Raw genomic sequence first — 17,508 nt, forward strand, 5'->3', positions numbered from 1 at the left:
CGCGGGGAACTGCGCGCGGCGGAGTCGCACGTCAGCAAGATCGCGGGACAGTGCAAGTTCGTGTCCTGCTTCGCGATCCGGCTGTGCGTGCTTGCTCGGCCGCGCAGTTCCCCGCGCCCCTGCTTGCGTGCTGCCTCAGTCCAGCTCTGCCGGCAGCGGCTCCGCGTGGAGGACCGTCAGGCCGGAGACCGCGCGGGTCAGGGAGACGTAGAGGCGGCGCAGGCCGGTGCGGTGGTCGGGTTCGCCGGTGACGATCGCGGCGGGTTCGTCGAGGACCACGTAGTCGTACTCGAGGCCCTTGGCGAGGGAGGCCGGGACGAGGGTGAGGCGGGCGTCGGCGGTGGTCTCGGTGCCGGGGTCGAGGTAGGGGAGCCCGGCGGCGGTGAGGGCGGCGGCGAGGGCCGGGATCCGGGCGTCGGCGGCGATCAGGCCGACCGAGCCCTCGTGGTCGAGCGCTTCGCGGCAGGCGTCCAGCGCGGCGGCGTCCAGGCCGTCCGGGACGTGCCGGAGGGCGAGTGAGCCGGGCAGGTCGCGGATCGAGGTGGCGGGGGCCAGGCCGGGGGCGATGGCGGGGAGCAGCCGGGAGGCGTAGGCGATGACCTCGCCGGGGACGCGGAAGCCCTGGGTGAGCTCCTCGACGTGGGCGCCGTCCTTGCCGAGGTGGTGCAGGGCCTCCTGCCAACTGCCGGTGGCCCACGGGGTGGTGCCCTGGGCGAGGTCGCCGAGGACGGTCGCGGAGCCGGTGGTGCAGCGGCGGCCGACGGCCCGGTACTGCATGGGGGAGAGGTCCTGGGCCTCGTCGACGACCACGTGGCCGAGCGAGGGGGTGCGGTGCACCAGGTCGGCGGCCTCGTCGATCAGGACGGCGTCGGCGGCCGACCAGGGGGCAGTGCGGGCGCTGCGCGGGGGCTTGGCCCAGAGCAGGGCGGCCTGTTCGTCGGCGTCGAGCAGGCCGTCGGCGGCGGTGGCGAGGAACTCGGCGTCGCTGAGCAGCCGGTGCACCAGCTTGACCGGGTCGACGGCGGGCCAGCACGCCTTGACGGTGGCCTTGACCGCGGCGTTGCGGGCGACGGCGTCCTGCACCCGGTCGTCGGGGGCCTCGCCGCCCTGCTCCATCTTGACCAGGACGGCGTGCGCGATCCGCTGCGGCAGGGCCTCCAGGGCGGCCCCGTAGCGGATCTCGCGGCCCATCAACTCGCGGACGATCTCCTCGAGTTCGTACGCGGGGACGCGCCAGCGGCGGGAGCCGCGGACGACCACGCAGGGTTCGGCGGGCAGGGTGATCCCGGCCCGGACGGCGTTGCGCAGGACGGCGGCCATCCGGGCGTCGCCCTTGATCCGGGCGGTACCGGCGGTGTCGGTGCCGCGGACCTCGACGTGGCCGACGAGCTCCTGCACGGTGGCCTGGGCGACGTCCAGTTCGCCGAGGGCGGGCAGCACCTGCTCGATGTACTGCAGGAAGGAGCGGTTCGGGCCGACCACCAGGGTGCCGGTGCGGGCCAGGCGCTCGCGGTGCGCGTACAGCAGGTAGGCGACGCGGTGCAGGCCGACGGCGGTCTTGCCGGTGCCGGGGGCGCCCTGGACGCAGACGGTGCCGGTGACGTCGGCGCGGACGATCTCGTCCTGCTCGGGCTGGATGGTGGCGACGATGTCGCGCATCGGGCCGACGCGGGGCTTCTCGATCTCGGCGGCGAGCAGCGCGGAGCGGCTGTCGGACTCGTCCGGGTCGGAGAGGTTCTCGTCCTCGTAGGCGGTCAGCTCGCCGCCGGTGTAGCCGAAGCGGCGGCGCTTGGCGACGTCCATCGGCTCGGTGCGGCTGGCCCGGTAGAACGGCTGGGAGACCGGGGCGCGCCAGTCGATCACCATCGGGTCGCCGCCCGCGTCGTGCACGTGGCGGCGGCCGATGTAGAAGCGCTCGCCGCCGCTGCCCTCGGACTCGGCCTCGCTGATCGCGTGCAGGTAGTCGAGGCGGCCGAAGAACAACGGGGTGTGCGCGAGGTCGGCGAGCGCCTTGATCCGCTCGTCGACCTGCTTCTGCAGCACCTGGGCGGAGACCCAGGTGCCGGTGACGTCGCGCAGGTCGAGTGCCTCGACGTCCTCGCGCATCGCGGTCAGCGCGGCCCGGGAGGCGGCGAGGTGGGAGCGTTCGCGGCCGAGCGGATCGGTGGCGGCGTCGGCGGTTTCGGTGGGGGTGGGGGAGTGCACGGCGGACCTTCCCGGCCGCGGCGGTGGAAGGGCGGCGGCCGACTCGTCGGAGAGCTCACGGTGAAGGACACCGGCCGGTTGCCGAACGGCCGGCACTCCCACGGCTGCCGACGACGCTGGCACCACGGTTCGGGAGGGGCAGACGGACGATCCTAGACCCGGCGCCGTCCGGGTGCGAATCCTTTTTCCGGGGGATCCCCGGTACCGGGGTAGGGGAGCCGTACACCCGCAGGACGAGACGCGCCGCCGCGGGCTCGGGTCTTTCGGCTGATGTGCCCGCCCCGGTTGTGAACCTACCGTGGAGACATGACGACCGAACGAGTGAACCCGCAGTTCGACGGCGTGCACGGCGCCCACCGCGCCGAGCAGCGCCGCCGCCACCCGGTGGCCAACGCCGTCCGCAACGTCGGCATCGTGCTCGACACCGCCGCGCGCGTGCTCTTCCTCGGGCGCGACGGCGTCAAGCTCTGACCGACCGCTACAGGTCGTCGGCGTCGACGATCCGGTACGCGTAGCCCTGCTCGGCCAGGAAGCGCTGGCGGTGCGCCGCGAAGTCCTGGTCGACGGTGTCCCGGGCGACCACCGAGTAGAAGTGCGCCGCGTGCCCGTCCGCCTTCGGGCGCAGCACCCGGCCCAGCCGCTGGGCCTCCTCCTGGCGGGAGCCGAAGGTGCCCGACACCTGGATCGCCACCGTCGCCTCCGGCAGGTCGATCGAGAAGTTCGCCACCTTCGAGACCACCAGCACGCTGATCTCCTTCGACCGGAACGCCTCGAACAGCTTCTCCCGCTGGGCGTTCGAGGTCTCGCCCTTGATCACCGGGGCGTCCAGCACCTCGCCCAGCTCGTCCAGCTGGTCGATGTACTGGCCGATCACCAGGGTCTGGTCGCCCTTGTGCTTCTCCACCAGCCGCTCCACCACCCGGCGCTTGGTCGCCGTGGTCGAGCAGAACCGGTACTTCTCCTCCGGCTCGGCCGTCGCGTACGCCAGCCGCTCGGAGTCGGTCAGCGTCACCCGGACCTCGCAGCAGTCGGCGGGCGCGATGTAGCCCTGCGCCTCGATCTCCTTCCACGGGGCGTCGAACCGCTTCGGGCCGATCAGCGAGAACACGTCGCCCTCCCGGCCGTCCTCGCGCACCAGCGTCGCGGTCAGGCCGAGCCGGCGGCGGGCCTGCAGGTCGGCGGTGAACTTGAACACCGGCGCGGGCAGCAGGTGCACCTCGTCGTACACCACCAGACCCCAGTTGCGGGCGTCGAACAGCTCCAGGTGCGCGTACACGCCCTTCCGCTTGGTCGTCATCACCTGGTAGGTGGCGATGGTGACCGGGCGGATCTCCTTGCGGGTGCCGCTGTACTCGCCGATCTCGTCCTCGGTCAGCGAGGTGCGCTTGACCAGCTCGTGCTTCCACTGCCGGGCCGAGACGGTGTTGGTCACCAGGATCAGCGTGGTCGACTTGGCCTCCGCCATCGCCGCCGCGCCCACCAGCGTCTTGCCCGCGCCGCACGGCAGCACGACCACGCCGGAGCCGCCGTGCCAGAAGCCGTCCACCGCGTGCCGCTGGTACGGGCGCAGCTGCCAGCCGTCCTCCTCCAGGTGGATCGGGTGCGCCTCGCCGTCCACGTACCCGGCGTGGTCCTCGGCCGGCCAGCCCAGCTTCAGCAGCACCTGCTTGATCTGGCCGCGCTCCGAGGGGTGCACCAGCACGGTGTCCGGGTCGACCCGGGCCCCCACCAGCGGGGCGATCTTCTTCGAACGCAGCACCTCCTCCAGCACCGGCCGGTCGGTGGTGGTCAGCACCAGCCCGTGCACCGGGTGCTTCTGCAGCTGGAGGCGCCCGTAGCGCGCCATGGTGTCCGCGACGTCCACCAGCAGGGCGTGCGGCACCGGGTAGCGCGAGTACTCCACCAGCGCGTCCACCACCTGCTCCGCGTCGTGCCCCGCCGCCCGCGCGTTCCACAGCCCCAGCGGCGTCACCCGGTACGTGTGCACGTGCTCCGGCGCCCGCTCCAGCTCGGCGAACGGCGCGATCACCCGCCGGCACTCCGCCGCCCGCGGGTGGTCGATCTCCAACAGCAGCGTCTTGTCGCTCTGCACGATCAGCGGTCCGTCCACGCCTGTGCATCCCCTTCCGCGGGCCAAACGTCCAGTGTGCCGCATCGGCGCGCCGACCGGTCGGGCGGTCCGCGGCCGCGGGCGCGGGGCGGGACAGTGACCTGCGGCGCTCCCGCTCGTTGGGCAGGGCATGATCAAGCCCAACCGATTCCTGGCCGGCCTGGCGCTCTCCGGCGCGGCCCTCGCCACCGCCCTCGGGGCGGCGCCCGCCCACGCGGCCGACACCGAGGCCATGGCCCTCGACCAGGTCGCCGACATCGGCCAGCCCGGCGGACTGATCGGCACCGTCGCCTTCACCGGCACCGGCCTGCTGACGGGCGTCGAGCCGAAGATGCCGGACCCGCACGCGATCGTGGACGAGGCGAAGAAGCAGAAGGCCGAAGAGGACGCGAAGCAGCACGCCGGCAAGTAGTCCGGAGCGGGGCCGGGGCGAGGGGGCGCGCCCCGGCCGCTACTCCTCGACCTCGGCGACGCCGGTGATGCGGTGCAGGGCGAAGGTGCGCACCTCGTCGGCGAGGTGGTCGTAGGCGGTGACGAAGCCGCCCTCGACCTTGACCGGGTCGATGACGCGCTGGGAGGAGAGGCCCTCGGCGTTGATGTAGCCGATCCACGTCCGCTCGCCGAGCAGGACGGCGGTCTGCAGCGCGGCCAGGGTGTCGGCGGCGGCGGTGCGGGGGACGGCGGCGCTCGCCGCGGGCCCGGCCACGGTGTCCTTGCGGACGGCGGTCGCGGCCCGGTCGCCGGCCCGGATGGCGCGGACGGCGGCGGCCAGCAGGGCGTCGTCGGGGCGGGCGGGGCCGTCCGGGACGGGCAGCGGCGGGGTGCGCGGCGGGGTGCGGCGGCTGTCGGGGCGGGTGATCACGACGTCGCCCTCGGCGGACTCCGCGGCGGGCGCGTAGCCCATGGTGCGCAGCACGGCGAGCAGGGTCTCGGGCCCGGCCTGGGCGGCCAGCACGGTGGGGGCGAGCAGCCGCAGGCGCAGTTCGGCGGCGCGCCGGTCGGCGAGGACCTCGTCGAGCAGCCGGGGGTCGTCGCAGCGCAGGTAGGAGGAGGCGGCGCCGACCCGCAGGATGCCGTGCCGGCGGGCCACGTCGTCGATCAGGTAGGCGAGCGGCTGCGGGACGGGCGTGCGGGAGTGCTGGGCCAGGAACGCCTGCAGGTCGGCGGCGGTGCGCCCGGCGTCCAGGGCGCGGCGGACCGAGTCGGGGGTGAAGCGGTAGACGGTCGCGCCGCCCTTGGACTCGATGTCGGCGGCCAGCGCGAGGGCCTGGGCGAGCGGGGTGAGCAGCGGGCCGGGGGCGATCGCGGTCAGGTCGGGCTGCAGGATGACGTGGTCGAGCGGCTCGGGCAGCAGCGGCGCCAGGACCGGCACCGGGTCGGCGCCGTCGAGCAGGGCCCGGGCCGGGGCGGCGAGGGCGCCGCGGCCAGTGGCGCCGAGCAGTTCGGCCTCGTGCAGGGTCCACTCGGCGAGCTGGTCGCGCAGGTCGCGGCCGTCGGCGCCGACCGGGCCGCCGCGCAGCGGGCGGTGCCAGCGCAGGGCGGGCAGCAGGGCGTCGGCGGACGCGGCGGTGCCGGGCGGGAGTTCGGCGAGCCGGGTCAGGACGGCGCGGCGCACCGACGGGGCGAGGGTGCGGTCGAGTTCGGGGCCGAGCGCGGCGCGCGGGCGGCCCTTGCCGTCGGGGGTGCCGGTGAGGCGGCCGACCCGGGTGGCGGCGAGCCAGGCGCGGGCCAGCACGCTCCAGCGTTCGGCGGTGTCCTGCTGCAGCCAGGCGTCGTAGGCGGGGGTCGGCGCCCAGACCTCGTCGACCTCGCCGTCGGGGGCCACCAGCCCTGCGGTGTGGGCGAGTTCGATCCAGAACGCGGCGTCCGCCTCGGAGCCCTCCAGCAGGGCGGCGGCGCGCTTGAGGTCGCGCACGCCCAGGCCGCCGGCCCGCAGGGTGGGCGGCGGGGTGAGGCTCCAGGACTCCAGCAGCTCCTCGACCGTGCGGACGGCGGTGCCGGCCTGCCCGGCCGCGGTGCGGTCGGTGACCACCGGGTCGCGCTCGACGACGGGGGCGACGGCGGGCGGCGCCGGGTCGACGCCGCGGTGGGTGCGGCCGCCGCGCAGGTGCAGGGCGAGTTCGCGCGGCAGCACGACCGAGCCGGGGCTGGAGGGCAGCAGCAGGCCGCGGGCGAGCAGCCACTCGACGGGGCTGCGCGCGTCCTCGGCGGTGACCTGCCGGGCGGCGTCCGGGACGGTGCCGGTGGGCGGGCCCCAGACCAGCCGCTCCAGCAGGCCGAGGGCGGCGGGCGGGGCCTGTTCGAGCAGCGCGCCCAGCCGCTTGCGGTCGCCGAGCAGGGCGGTGAGCGCGGCGACGGCGGTGACCGGGTCCGGGGTGGGCGGCAGGCCGGTGCCGGCCAGCAGCTGCTGGAGGCGGGCGGGCGACATGCCGGCGGTGGCGTCGGCGAAGGCCGGGCCGAGTCCGGTGCGGCCGGGGTTGAGCGCGCTGGGGGCGAGCGCCTCGCGCACGGCCAGGACCAGGCGCAGCGCGGAGTCCGGCCCCCACAGCAGGGCCTGCTCGCGCAGCCGGGCCAGCGCGGCGGGCAGCGCGGCGGTGACGGCGGCCCGGTCGACGGGCTCGGCGCCGGGGTGCGGCTTGACCCGGGCGGGCCCGGTCAGCAGGCTCCGCACGGCGGCCTCGGACGCGCCCTCGGGGGCGGCCGCGAGCGTCTCGGCGACCTGCAGGGTGAACCGGTCCAGCCGCTCCAGGGCGCGCAGCACCGACGCCCGGCTGGAGAGCCGCGCGGACAGCTGGGTGAGGTCGGTCGGCACCGGGTTCAGCAGGTCGGGGCGGGCCCGGAGCAGTGCGGCGACGGCCCCGTCCTCCCGACCGCGGAGTTCCTCGGCCAGGGTGCGGGGTGCGGCGGCGCGGGTGGCACGCGGCGCGCTCTGCGGTGCGGTCATCCGGTCCAGACTAGTCAACGCCCCCGCTCGGGGCCCAGAACGGCGGACGAACTCCGTACGAATCCGCGGCCGCTCCGACGCCGCGGGGCCGGGGACGGCAGCCGGTCGGGACTCGCTCCGGGCAGCCGGTCGGGGCTCGCTTCGGGCGGGCGGGGGTGGGTACCGTCTCGGTGGGCGGCGGGTACGTGGACGTGAGGGCGGGTGGCGGGGCGATGGCGGACGGCTCGTGGTGGCGCGAGGGCGGGGCGGCGGACGGTTCGGACGGCGGGGGGAGCGTGTACCTGCCCCGGCCGGCGGCGGAGCCGCCGCCCGCTGCCGTCCCCGAGGCCCCCGCCGCACCGCCGGTCCCGCCGGTCCCGCCGGTGCCTGCGCAGCCGCCGCGGGCCGCGGCCGTCGAGCTGGGCAAGCCGCGGACACCGGCCGGGCCGGTCGGGCCGGTCGGCAGGGAGTCGTCGCAGTCCGAGGTCGACCGGGCCTTCGCGTACTCGGAGGACCTGAGCGCCCCGGACTTCGGGATCGGACAGCCCGGGTGGACCGCGCAGTACTTCGGCCTGGCGGAACCCGAACCGGAGGCCGCGCCCGAGCCCGCCCCGGAGCCCGTGCCCGAACCGGAGGCGGCGCCCGAGCCCGCCCCGGAGCCCGTCCGCGAACGCCCCGGGGTGGGGCGGATCCTGCTGGCGGCGCTGTTCGGCAAGCCGAAGGCCGCTCCTGACGCCTCGTCGGCACCCCCGCCCCCGCCCCCGCCGCGGCGGCCGGGGCCCGCAGGCCGGCGCCGCTGCTGCTGCTCGGTGCGGGCCTGCTGCTGGCCGGGGCGGTGACCGGCCAACTGCTGGTGATGCTGCTCGGCTGGGCCGCGGCGTACCTGTCGAAGGGCTGGACCGACCTGATGAAGAAGTTCGCCGTGCTGGGCATCCCGCTGGTCACGGTGACCGGTCTGACGGTGTGGAACTGGGGCCGGGAGAAGGGCCGTTGGGGCAGCGCGCTGGCCCCGGGCAGCGACGCGGGCGCCACCACCTGGGCGGCCGCGCCGGGCGTGCTGCGGGCCGCGGCGGTGCTGACGGCGCTGTTCGTGCTGGCGGTGACGCTGCGCCGCCGCAAGGGGTAGCGGGGCCTCTCCGGCGGTGCGCGCCCCGACGCGTGTGCTCCGCCGGGGTCAGCCCGCGCCGAGCAGGTACAGCAGTTCGGCGATCAGGAAGTGCGCGCCGGTGTAGCCGATGCCCTGGAACCACAGCTGGTCGTCGACCCGGAAGGCGCGGTGGGCGCGGACGGCGCCCAGCGCCTGCCAGCCGGGGGAGGCGAGGGCGGCGGTCAGGCCGTTGCGGGCGGGGTCGCCGTAGCCGGCGTACAGCAGCAGGTCGCCGTCGGCGGGGGCGAGCCGGTCGGGGGCGGTCTCGGTGTCGAAGCGGTCGGCGTTCTGCGGGTCGGGGCGGGGCAGCGCGAGGTCGGCCAGGACGCTGCCGGGGAAGTTCTGCCGGGCGTACAGCCGGACGGCGGGGGAGCCCTCGACGAAGCGGACCAGGCTGATCCGCTGCCCGTCGGCGCCGGCCGCGGCGAGGGCGGCCCTGGCCTGGCCGACGTGCCGCTCGTACCCGGCGACCACGGCGGCGGCCTGTTCGCGGCGGTCCAGGGCGGCGGCGTGCAGCTGGAAGTCCTCCCGCCAGGGCGCGCCGGTGGTCCGGGTCGCCACGGTCGGGGCGATCGCCCGCAGGGCCGGGAGGCGGCCGGCGTCGCGGGTCAGGTTGGTGAGTACCAGCTGCGGCCGCAGGGCGGTGATCGCGGCGGTGTCGGGGGCGGCCCCGAGGTCGCCGACCACGGCGATCCGGGCGAGCCGGGAGGCGGGCCAGTAGCCGGGCAGGCCGGCGTCCAGCGGGGCCTTGGCGGCGCCGACGGGGGTGATGCCCAGGGTCATCGCGGAGTCCAGCTCGGCGGTGTCCCGGACGACCACCCGGAGCACCCCGCCGGGCACGGTGACCGGCCCGTCCGCGGCGTCGACGGTGACGGCGGGGCGCGGCGGGGGCTGGGCTGGGCCGGCGCGGGGGTGCCGCTGCCGGTGGGCGAGCCGTCGGCGGCGGCGGGCAGCGGCGGCCCCTCCGGCAGCGGGTGCGGGCCGCAGCCGGTGAGCAGGGCGGCGCCGAGCCCGGCGAGGGCGGCCCGGCGGGACAGCGGGGGTGGCACCCGGGACCTCCTCCGGCGGCGCGGTCGGTCGTCAGCCAGTACGTCCGCAGCCAGTATGTCCGCGATGCGGCTTTCCCCCCGGCTTTTCGGGCCCGAAACCCCGCTGGCTAGGCTGGCCGCATGGCTCTCACCGTCGGTTTCGACCTCGACATGACGCTCCTCGACACCCGCCCCGGCATCAAGGCCACGTACGACGTGCTGGCCGCCGAGACCGGCACCGTCATCGACTCCGACCTGGTGGTCAGCCGGCTCGGGCCGCCGCTGGTGCGGGAACTGGCCAACTGGTACCCGCCGGAGCGCCTGGAGGCGGTGGCCGACCGCTACCGCGAGCTGTACGTGGAGCACGCCATCGCGCCGACCGTCGAGCTGCCCGGTGCGCTGGCGGCGGTGGCCGCGGTCCGGGCGGCGGGCGGCCGGGTGCTGGTGATCACCGGCAAGTGGGAGCCGAACGCCCGCCGCCACCTGGACGCGATCGGGCTGGAGGTGGACGCGCTGGTCGGCGACCTGTGGGCGGAGACCAAGGGCGAGGCGCTGCGCGCGCACGGCGCGGACGTCTACGTCGGCGACCACCTGGGCGACATCCGCGGCGCCCGGGCCGCGGACGCCGTCGCGGTGGGCGTGGCCACCGGCCCGTACAGCGCCGCCGAGCTGGCCGGGGCCGGGGCGGACGCGGTGCTGGGCGACCTCACCGAGTTCCCGGCCTGGCTGGCCGCGCACCGGGCCTGACGGGGCTTCAGCCCGCGGCGGCGGTGCCGGTGGCGGCGGCCTGCCGGGCGCGCCGCCGCCGGGAGCTGCTCCGGGCGTTGGCGAACAGCCCGACCAGGGCGACCAGCAGGCCCAGCGGCATCAGCATCGACAGCCAGTACGCGAACGTGGGCAGCCGGGTCAGGTCGAGGAAGAGCGGCACGAAGGTGGCGACGGTGGCCAGCATGCCGATGCCGAACACGATGCCGCCGACGCGGACCAGCACGTCACCGGGGTCGTCGGGACGGTCGCTCACTCTCACCACTCCTTCGCACGGGGCGCTCCCGGCGCCTTCGCGCGGGGCACTCCCGTCGATTGTCCCACCGCGCGCCCCCTCCGATCGGCGGGGGCGCGGCGACACACGTTCCGACTGAACGCTCAGGATTCCCAGGAATCCCTCAGGCATGCTGAAGGGCGGCAGCGGGAACGGCGACGGGCGAGCGGGGCGTACGGGCACATGGGTCTGACCAGTCACAAGGTGCTGGCACTGTCCGCGCTGCTGTCGGTGCTGGCGGTGGGGGGCACGGTCTGGCTCTGGCCCCGGCTGGCCGGGCGCGGCTGGCGGGCGGTGCTGGGCCGGCTCGGCACCATCGTCGGCACCCAGCTGGCGGTGCTCTGCACGCTGGCCCTGATGGCCAACAACTCCTTCGCCTTCTACAGCAGTTGGGACGACCTGCTGGGCACCGGCGACGACGGCCCGGTGACCATCCAGAACCAGCTGCTCGGCCGCGCCCCCGCCGTCCAGACGCTGGCCGCCGAGAACGTCCGCGACACCGGCGCGGCCGGCCGGGCCCCCGAGCAGGTCGGCCGGCTGGAGCGGGTCCGGCTGCCCGGGGCGAGCACCGGCCTGACCACCGAGGGCTACGTCTACCTGCCGCCGCAGTACTTCCGCCCCGAGTACCGGGCCAAGCGCTTCCCCGCGGTGATCGCCATCACCGGCTTCCCCGGCGACGCCAAGAACCTGGTCACCAAACTCAACTACCCGTCCGTGCAGTTCAAACTGGCCGAGCAGGGCCGGGCCAAACCCACCGTGCTGGTGCTGATGCGCCCCTCCCCGGCGATGCCCCGGGACACCGAGTGCGAGGACGTGCCGGGCGGCCCGCAGGCCGACCGGTACTTCAGCGCCGACGTGCCCGCCGCGCTGCGCACCTCCTACCGGATCGCGGAGGGGCCGGGCAGCCTGGGCGTGATCGGCAACTCCACCGGCGGCTACTGCGCGTTGAAGCTGGCGATGCGTCACCCCGACGTGTTCGCGGCCGCGGTGTCGCTGTCCGGCTACTACAAGGCCGCCGAGGACCCGACCACCGGGGACCTGTTCGGCGGCGACGGGGCCCGCCGCGACCAGGCCGACCTGGAGTGGCGCCTCGCCCACCTGCCGGCCCCGGCCACCGCGCTGCTGGTCGGCGGCAGCCGGGAGGGCGACGGCGACTACTACGACCAGACCGAGCGGTTCCGGGCCGCCGCCAAGGGCACCCCGACCAAGGTCTCGGCGATCACCCTGGACAGCGGCGGCCACAACTTCACCACCTGGTCCCGGATGCTCCCGGCCTCGCTGGGCTGGCTCGGCGGCCACCTCGCCGACCCCTCCTGACCGGCCCGGCGTCACAGCGCGCAACTCCGTGCGCGCAAGGAGTTTCGACCCGCGCCGCCCCCGGGTATGCAGCCATCGCGCGGGCGGACCTGCCGATGGTCCACGAACGCCCGCCCGGCACCGATCGGGGGTGTGAGCCAGTGGAGGGCGCAGCGAGCGCGGGGCACGGCCGCGCCCCGGTCCGGAATCCCTTCGCCGTTCCGGTGAACGCTGAGGGATCATTGCTCCACTGAGCGAGACCGGCCGCCCGACCGGGGCGCCCACCCGCACATCCACCCGCGGCCCGACGAGGCCGCACGCACCCGATACCGAGGACTGTTCGAGATGCCCACCGGCCAGGTCAAGTGGTTCAACGAGACGAAGGGCTACGGCTTCCTGTCGCGCGACGACGGGGGCGAGGTCTTCGTCCACACCAAGGCGCTGCCCGCGGGCGTCACCACGCTGAGGCCGGGCCAGCGGGTCGAGTTCGGGATCGCCGCGGGCCACCGCGGCGACCAGGCGATGAGCGTCCAACTGCTGGACGCGCTGCCCTCGGTGGCCGCCGCCCAGCGCAAGAGCGCCGACGACATGGCCCCGATCGTCCAGGACCTGATCACCAAGCTGGACAGCGTGCTGCCGGGCCTGCAGCGCGGCCGCTACCCGGGCAAGCCGGAGGGCCAGAAGATCGCCATGGTGCTGCGCGCCATCGCCGACCAGTTCGACGTCTGACCGGCCGTCAGGCGAACGCCAGCGCGCCCGGGTCGACGGCGGGGACGAGTCCCCGCTCGGCGGCCCGGGCGAGCAGGCCGCGCACCGCCGCGTAGCCGGCCTCGCCGAGGTCCTCGGTGAACTCGTTGACGTACAGCCCGATGTGCTGCTCGGCGACGGCCGGGTCCATCTCCTGGGCGTGCGCCAGCACGTACTCCCGGGAGGCCGCCGGGTCCGCCCAGGCCGCGCGCACCGACGCCCGTACGGTGTCGGCCAGTTCGCGCAGCCGCTCGGCGCCCAGCGAGCGCCGGGCCACGATCGCGCCCAGCGGGATCGGCAGCCCGGTCGCCGCCTCCCACGCCTCGCCCATGTCGGCCAGGCAGTGCAGCCCGTACTCCTGGTACGTGAACCGGGCCTCGTGGATCACCAGCCCGGCGTCCACCTTCCCGTCCCGGACGGCCGGCATGATCTCGTGGAACGGCAGCACCACGATCTCGCCGAACCCGCCCGGCACCGCCTCGGCCGCCCACAGCCGGAACAGCAGGTACGCCGTCGAGCGCTCGCTGGGCACCGCGACCCGCCGCCCGGCCAGCTCCGCGGCCTCCCGCGGGCCGGCCGTCAGCACCAGCGGCCCGCAGCCCCGGCCCAGCGCCCCGCCGCACGGCAGCAGCGCGTACTCGTCCAGCACCCAGGGCAGTTGGCCGTAGGAGATCTTCAGCACGTCCAGCTCGCCGCGCTCGGCCAGCCCGTTGGTGACGTCGATGTCCGCGAACCTGACCGCGGGGGCGTCCGCGCCCGGCACCAGGCCGTGCGCCCAGGCGTGGAACACGAAGGTGTCGTTCGGGCAGGGCGAGTACGCGACGCTGAGCGGCTCGGCCATCTCAGACCTCCTTGAGCAGGACGGACACCGGCGGCAGCGCCGCGAAGGCCCGCTCCAGGGCCGCCAGCGCGTCGCCGATCCGCCAGGACGCGCGGTCGCGCGGCCCGACGGCATTGGACACGGCCCGCAGCTCACCGGCCGCGAGACCGCAGCGGGCGGCCGCCTCGGCCACCCCGAAACCCTCCATCGCCTCGGCCAGCGCCCGCGGGTGACGCCCCCTCAGCAGCGCGGCGCGCTCCGCCGACCCGGTCACCGTGGACACCGTCAGCACCTCGCCGACCGCCCCGCCGGTGGCCCCCGCGAGCGCCGCCACCAGGCCCGGCGGCACCGGGTGCCGCACCGTGCCGAAGCCCAGCTCGGTGACGTCCGCGAAGCCGTCCGGCGTCTCGGCGCCCAGGTCGGCCGCCAGCACGGCGTCCGCCACCACCAGCGACCCGAGCGGCGCCGCGGGCGCGAACCCGCCCGCGATGCCCGCCGACAGCACCAGCCGGTACCGGCCGCCGGCCAGCGCCGCCGCCGTGCCCGCCGCCGCGGCCGCCGGGCCGACCCCGGCCGCCAGCACCACGGCGCCCGAACCCGCGCCCAGCCCGCGCCGCACCGCCCCGGCCTCCGCCTCCACGGCGACGACGACGAGCAGCCCGGCGGCGGGGCCGGGCTGCTCGTCGGTGCGCTCAGCGGTCATCGACCGGAGGTTCAGCTGCTCTTGTTGTCCAGGTCGAAGGCCCAGACCGCGTAGTACTCCTGGGACTTCTTGTCCTGCGAGACCACCGTCACCGACGTCACGTCGTTGCTCGACATCAGGGCGCCGGCGCTCTTCGAACCGGAGTAGGTCACCCCGGTGACGACCGAGCCGTCGGCGCCGCCGGCCAGCGGCACCTGGCCGTTGGAGCCGCCGTTGGTCAGCGCGAACCAGCCCTTGTCGGCCAGGTCCTTCGGCACGCCGACGCCGATCTGGTCACTGGCGCGGACGTCCAGCTTCGGGAGCTTGGCGTCCTTGCGGGCCTGCTTGATGTCCGACAGGCACTTGGTGAGGTAGTCCTCGTCGAGCGGCTTGCCGTCGTTGTAGCAGAAGGGGGCGGCGGTGGTGGTCGAGGTGCCGACGACCATCGTCGCCACGTTCTCACGGGGCTTGCCGGCGTCGTTCGCCCAGTAGATACCGGTACCGAGGGAGGCGGCGCCGACGACGACGACGCCGGCGATACCGGCGATGGCACGGGTGCTGAGGCTCATGCGCAAGAGGCTACTCGCCTTCCGTGATCACACGACGCCGGGGTGCCCGAGTCGCCCGAGGTTACGCCGAGCGCGGGCGCGCCGCGCACCCCGGCCCGGCCCGCCGCTCAGGCCACCCGGGGCCGCGCGGCCGACCGGCGCGGCCCGACCCGCAGCAGCGAGCGGAACGTCCACAGCAGCATCACCGTCATCACCGACGCCGCCACCGTCAGCCCCAGCACCGCGTTCAGCGGCAGCGCGATGCCCACCGCGCCGCCCGCCACCCAGCTCAGCTGCAGCACCGTCTCCGACCGGGCGAACGCCGAGGTCCGCACCGCCTCCGGCACGTCCCGCTGGATCAGCGCGTCCAGCGCCAGCTTGCCCAGCGACGCCGCCATCCCCGCGACGCCCGCCACCACCGTCACCGTCACCACCCCGTACCAGAGCGCCGCCGCGCCCGCCGCCGCCGTCGCCAGCGCCAGCACCGCCGTCACCGTCACCTCCGAGCCGCGGGTGCGCAGCCACGAGCCCAGCACCGACCCCAGCGCGTTGCCCAGCCCCGCCGCCGCCGCGACCAGGCCCAGCGCCACCGTCCCCGGCAGGCCGCCCGGCGGGTCCCGGCGGATCAGGAACGCCAGGAACATCACCAGGAACCCGACCAGCCAGCGCAGCGACGCCACCCCGCGCAGCGCCATCACCACCGACGGGCCGACCGCCCGCAGCACCCCCTTGGGCCGCACCTCGTGCGGCTCGGCGTGCAGCTCCGCCCGCTGCTCGCCCTTCGCCGAATCCACCTGGTGCGGCAGGTGGAAGGCCATCAGCGTGCCGATCACGAACACCACGAACGCCCCGCGCAGCGGCCACCCCGGCCCGATCAGGTGCAGCAGCCCGCCCACCCCGCCCGCCACCAGCGTGGTCAGCAGACCCGCCAGCGTCACCCGCGAGTTCGCCTTCACCAGCGACAACTGGGCGGGCAGCAGCCGCGGCACCACCACGCTGCGCACCACCCCGTACGCCTTCGACGCCACCAGCACGCCCAGCGCCTCCGGGTACAGCGCCAGCCCGCCGCCGGTCACCACCCCCGCCATCACCCAGGCCAGCGCCGCCCGGGCCAGCATCGACATCGCCATCGCCGAGCGGCGGCCGTTCGGCAGCCGGTCCAGCAGCGGGCCGATCACCGGGGCCAGCACCGCGAACGGCGCCATCGTGATCAGCAGGTACAGCGCGACCCGGCCGCGGGCCTCGCCGGTCGGCACCGAGAAGAAGATGGTGGACGCCAGCGCCACCGTGATCAGCATGTCGCCGAACGAGTTCAGCGCGTGCAGCTCGATCAGCTTCGCCAGGCCGGACTCGCCCGCGCCCTCCGCCGACGTCGCCCGCCGGATCCGCCGGCCCGTGCCGTGCACCACCCGGCCGGTGCGCACCCCCGCCGCCGACGCGCCGCGCGCCCAGAGGCCCCGGGCCCGCACCGTCGGCGCGTCCGGGTCGGCGGGGTCGGTGGGGTCGGTGGGGTCGGTGGGGGAGTCCGGGGCCGGGTGCTTGGAGAGGTCCGGGCCCGGCTGACGGGGCGTCGGACAGGTGGCATCTGCCTCCGGCTCGCCGGGGGCCACCGGATGCTGCCGCGACACGGCGGACGCTCCCGAACGGCCTTCGGCCTGCTCGGGACCCGGCTCGTGCCGCGGCGGAATCTCCTCCGCCACACACCCATCCTGCCCGAGAATCGCCGACCTAACGAGTGATTGTCCGGGCGTCGGCGCGCCCGCCCCCACGGCCCGGACTGTGCTGCACCACCGACCGGCGGGTAGCCTGCACTACGCGCATGCCCGGCCTCCCGCAGGGGGGTGGCCGACCTGGGCGGCGCGGCCCGGCCCCGGAGCGGCCCCGGGTCTAGCAGAATGGACCGGCCCCGTGCTCGCGGGGGCCGCCCCGGAGACGTGGCAGCGGCAGCCGGTGCGCCCGCCCGACGGCGGCCACCGCAAGGCCGCAGGATGACAGGACTGGGAGAGAACCGACGCCGTGAGTGCTGCGATGCGAAGCCGTACCCCTGACCGGCTCTGTGCAGAAGCCGTCGACCTCGCCCGCCAGGCCGTGGTGGACAGCGTCGGGGAGGCCGTCGTCGGCCCCCACGTGAAGGCGGGCGCGGATGCCGAACGCGTCGTCACCCACACCTTCGAGTGCCTCGACCCGGCCTACCGGGGCTGGCACTGGGCGGTGACCGTCGCCCGCGCCCCGCGCGCCAAGAACGTCACCCTCGACGAGATCGCGCTGCTGCCCGGCGCGGGCGCCGTCCTCGCCCCGCAGTGGGTGCCGTGGAGCGAGCGCCTGCGGCCCGGCGACCTCGGCCCCGGCGACCTGCTGCCCACCGGTGCCGACGACCTGCGCCTGGAGCCCGGCTGGACCGGCGAGGACGAGATCGCCCCCAACTCGGCGCTCGCCGAGGCCGCCGAGGACGAGATCGCCACCGTCGAGGACGTCCAGCAGGCGCCCGCCCGCGCCGAGATCGGCGCGATCGCCGAGGAGCTCGGCCTCGGCCGCCCCCGCGTCCTGTCCCGGCGCGGCCTGCACCAAGCCGCCGAGCGCTGGGAGAACGCGTACGGCCCGCAGACCCCGATGGCACAGTCCGCCCCGGCCTCCTGCGACACCTGCGGCTTCCTGGTCCCGATCGGCGGCTCGCTCGGCCAGGCGTTCGGCGTCTGCGGCAACGAGTTCGGCCCCGCCGACGGCCAGGTCGTCTCGCTCGCCTACGGCTGCGGCGCGCACTCCGAGGCCGCCGTCCTGCCCGCCCCGCCCGTCCCCAGCGAACTGATCCTCGACGAGACGGTCGTCGAACCCCTCCCGCTGCACCCCGACCGCACCTCCGGCTCGGTCGAACCGGACGCGCCGGTCGAGGAACTCGGCCACGCGTAAGCGCCGCGCTCCGGCCGGCGTGCGCGCAGCAGGACCGCGAGGGGGCGGCAAGTCAC

At 75.9% G+C, this 17,508-nt stretch carries 17 protein-coding genes; 8 read left to right on the forward strand and 9 right to left on the reverse strand.

What is annotated here, in order from left to right; all coding sequences use genetic code 11:
- Nucleotides 1-135: 135 nt before the first annotated feature.
- Nucleotides 136-2,205, reverse strand: a complete 2,070-nt coding sequence (locus OU787_RS18490; RefSeq protein ID WP_268660026.1) for a HelD family protein — start codon at nucleotides 2,203-2,205, stop codon at nucleotides 136-138.
- Nucleotides 2,206-2,511: 306 nt separating this feature from the next.
- On the opposite strand from OU787_RS18490, the gene OU787_RS18495 reads away from it, so the two are divergent.
- Entirely contained in the window at nucleotides 2,512-2,676 is a 165-nt protein-coding gene (locus tag OU787_RS18495) for a hypothetical protein (RefSeq protein WP_157852106.1), read from the forward strand.
- A 7-nt stretch (nucleotides 2,677-2,683) separates the two neighbouring features.
- Here the strand turns inward: OU787_RS18495 and OU787_RS18500 are convergent, their stop codons facing one another.
- Nucleotides 2,684-4,315, reverse strand: a complete 1,632-nt coding sequence (locus OU787_RS18500) for a DNA repair helicase XPB (protein WP_030458112.1) — start codon at nucleotides 4,313-4,315, stop codon at nucleotides 2,684-2,686.
- Between the two features lie 130 nt (nucleotides 4,316-4,445).
- Between OU787_RS18500 and OU787_RS18505 the strand changes: the two genes are divergently transcribed.
- A complete protein-coding gene (locus OU787_RS18505; RefSeq protein WP_030458111.1) occupies nucleotides 4,446-4,727 on the forward strand; it encodes a hypothetical protein in 282 nt (93 codons plus the stop codon).
- Between the two features lie 39 nt (nucleotides 4,728-4,766).
- Here OU787_RS18505 and OU787_RS18510 read toward each other — a convergent pair whose 3' ends face one another.
- Nucleotides 4,767-7,259: a helicase-associated domain-containing protein gene (locus tag OU787_RS18510; protein WP_268660027.1), complete on the reverse strand. Its 2,493-nt coding sequence runs from the start codon at nucleotides 7,257-7,259 to the stop codon at nucleotides 4,767-4,769.
- A 155-nt stretch (nucleotides 7,260-7,414) separates the two neighbouring features.
- Here OU787_RS18510 and OU787_RS18515 point away from each other — a divergent pair, with 155 nt between their 5' ends.
- Complete coding sequence (locus OU787_RS18515; RefSeq protein ID WP_268660028.1) at nucleotides 7,415-8,077, forward strand: hypothetical protein; 663 nt, start codon at nucleotides 7,415-7,417, stop codon at nucleotides 8,075-8,077.
- A complete protein-coding gene (locus OU787_RS18520; RefSeq protein ID WP_268660029.1) occupies nucleotides 8,074-8,364 on the forward strand; it encodes a hypothetical protein in 291 nt (96 codons plus the stop codon). The genes OU787_RS18515 and OU787_RS18520 overlap by 4 nt, the downstream gene beginning before the upstream one ends.
- 48 nt (nucleotides 8,365-8,412) lie before the next feature.
- Here the strand turns inward: OU787_RS18520 and OU787_RS18525 are convergent, their stop codons facing one another.
- Entirely contained in the window at nucleotides 8,413-9,204 is a 792-nt protein-coding gene (locus OU787_RS18525) for an ABC transporter substrate-binding protein (protein WP_268660030.1), read from the reverse strand.
- A gap of 350 nt (nucleotides 9,205-9,554) precedes the next feature.
- Between OU787_RS18525 and OU787_RS18530 the strand changes: the two genes are divergently transcribed.
- On the forward strand, nucleotides 9,555-10,160 hold the full coding sequence (locus tag OU787_RS18530; RefSeq protein WP_123553412.1) for an HAD family hydrolase: 606 nt from the start codon (nucleotides 9,555-9,557) through the stop codon (nucleotides 10,158-10,160).
- A 7-nt stretch (nucleotides 10,161-10,167) separates the two neighbouring features.
- Here OU787_RS18530 and OU787_RS18535 read toward each other — a convergent pair whose 3' ends face one another.
- Nucleotides 10,168-10,434 carry a hypothetical protein gene (locus OU787_RS18535; protein WP_030458107.1) on the reverse strand — a complete coding sequence of 89 codons (267 nt, stop codon included), beginning with the start codon at nucleotides 10,432-10,434 and terminating at the stop codon, nucleotides 10,168-10,170.
- Between the two features lie 201 nt (nucleotides 10,435-10,635).
- Between OU787_RS18535 and OU787_RS18540 the strand changes: the two genes are divergently transcribed.
- Both OU787_RS18540 and OU787_RS18545 read left to right on the forward strand, forming a co-directional pair.
- Entirely contained in the window at nucleotides 10,636-11,769 is a 1,134-nt protein-coding gene (locus tag OU787_RS18540; RefSeq protein ID WP_030458106.1) for an alpha/beta hydrolase, read from the forward strand.
- 324 nt (nucleotides 11,770-12,093) lie between these two features.
- Entirely contained in the window at nucleotides 12,094-12,477 is a 384-nt protein-coding gene (locus OU787_RS18545; protein ID WP_030458105.1) for a cold-shock protein, read from the forward strand.
- A 7-nt stretch (nucleotides 12,478-12,484) separates the two neighbouring features.
- Here the strand turns inward: OU787_RS18545 and OU787_RS18550 are convergent, their stop codons facing one another.
- The 4 genes from OU787_RS18550 to OU787_RS18565 all read right to left on the reverse strand — a co-directional run bounded on the left by OU787_RS18550 (nucleotide 12,485) and on the right by OU787_RS18565 (nucleotide 16,014).
- Nucleotides 12,485-13,336 (reverse strand): 1,4-dihydroxy-6-naphthoate synthase, encoded by an 852-nt coding sequence (locus OU787_RS18550; RefSeq protein WP_030458104.1) that lies wholly within the window; start codon nucleotides 13,334-13,336, stop codon nucleotides 12,485-12,487.
- A gap of 1 nt (nucleotide 13,337) precedes the next feature.
- Nucleotides 13,338-14,018, reverse strand: a complete 681-nt coding sequence (locus OU787_RS18555) for a futalosine hydrolase (RefSeq protein ID WP_268660031.1) — start codon at nucleotides 14,016-14,018, stop codon at nucleotides 13,338-13,340.
- A gap of 11 nt (nucleotides 14,019-14,029) precedes the next feature.
- The gene (locus tag OU787_RS18560) at nucleotides 14,030-14,566 is read right to left on the reverse strand and encodes a DUF2771 family protein (protein WP_030458102.1); all 537 of its coding nucleotides are present in this window, start codon (nucleotides 14,564-14,566) and stop codon (nucleotides 14,030-14,032) included.
- 107 nt (nucleotides 14,567-14,673) lie between these two features.
- Nucleotides 14,674-16,014, reverse strand: coding sequence for an MFS transporter (locus OU787_RS18565; RefSeq protein WP_051816565.1), 1,341 nt, complete (start codon nucleotides 16,012-16,014; stop codon nucleotides 14,674-14,676).
- Nucleotides 16,015-16,573: 559 nt separating this feature from the next.
- Here OU787_RS18565 and OU787_RS18570 point away from each other — a divergent pair.
- Nucleotides 16,574-17,452 carry a DUF3027 domain-containing protein gene (locus tag OU787_RS18570; protein WP_030458100.1) on the forward strand — a complete coding sequence of 293 codons (879 nt, stop codon included), beginning with the start codon at nucleotides 16,574-16,576 and terminating at the stop codon, nucleotides 17,450-17,452.
- The last annotated feature ends 56 nt before the right edge of the window (nucleotides 17,453-17,508 follow it).

Source organism: Kitasatospora sp. YST-16 (assembly GCF_026802215.1).
GTDB classification, from domain to species: domain Bacteria; phylum Actinomycetota; class Actinomycetes; order Streptomycetales; family Streptomycetaceae; genus Kitasatospora; species Kitasatospora cineracea.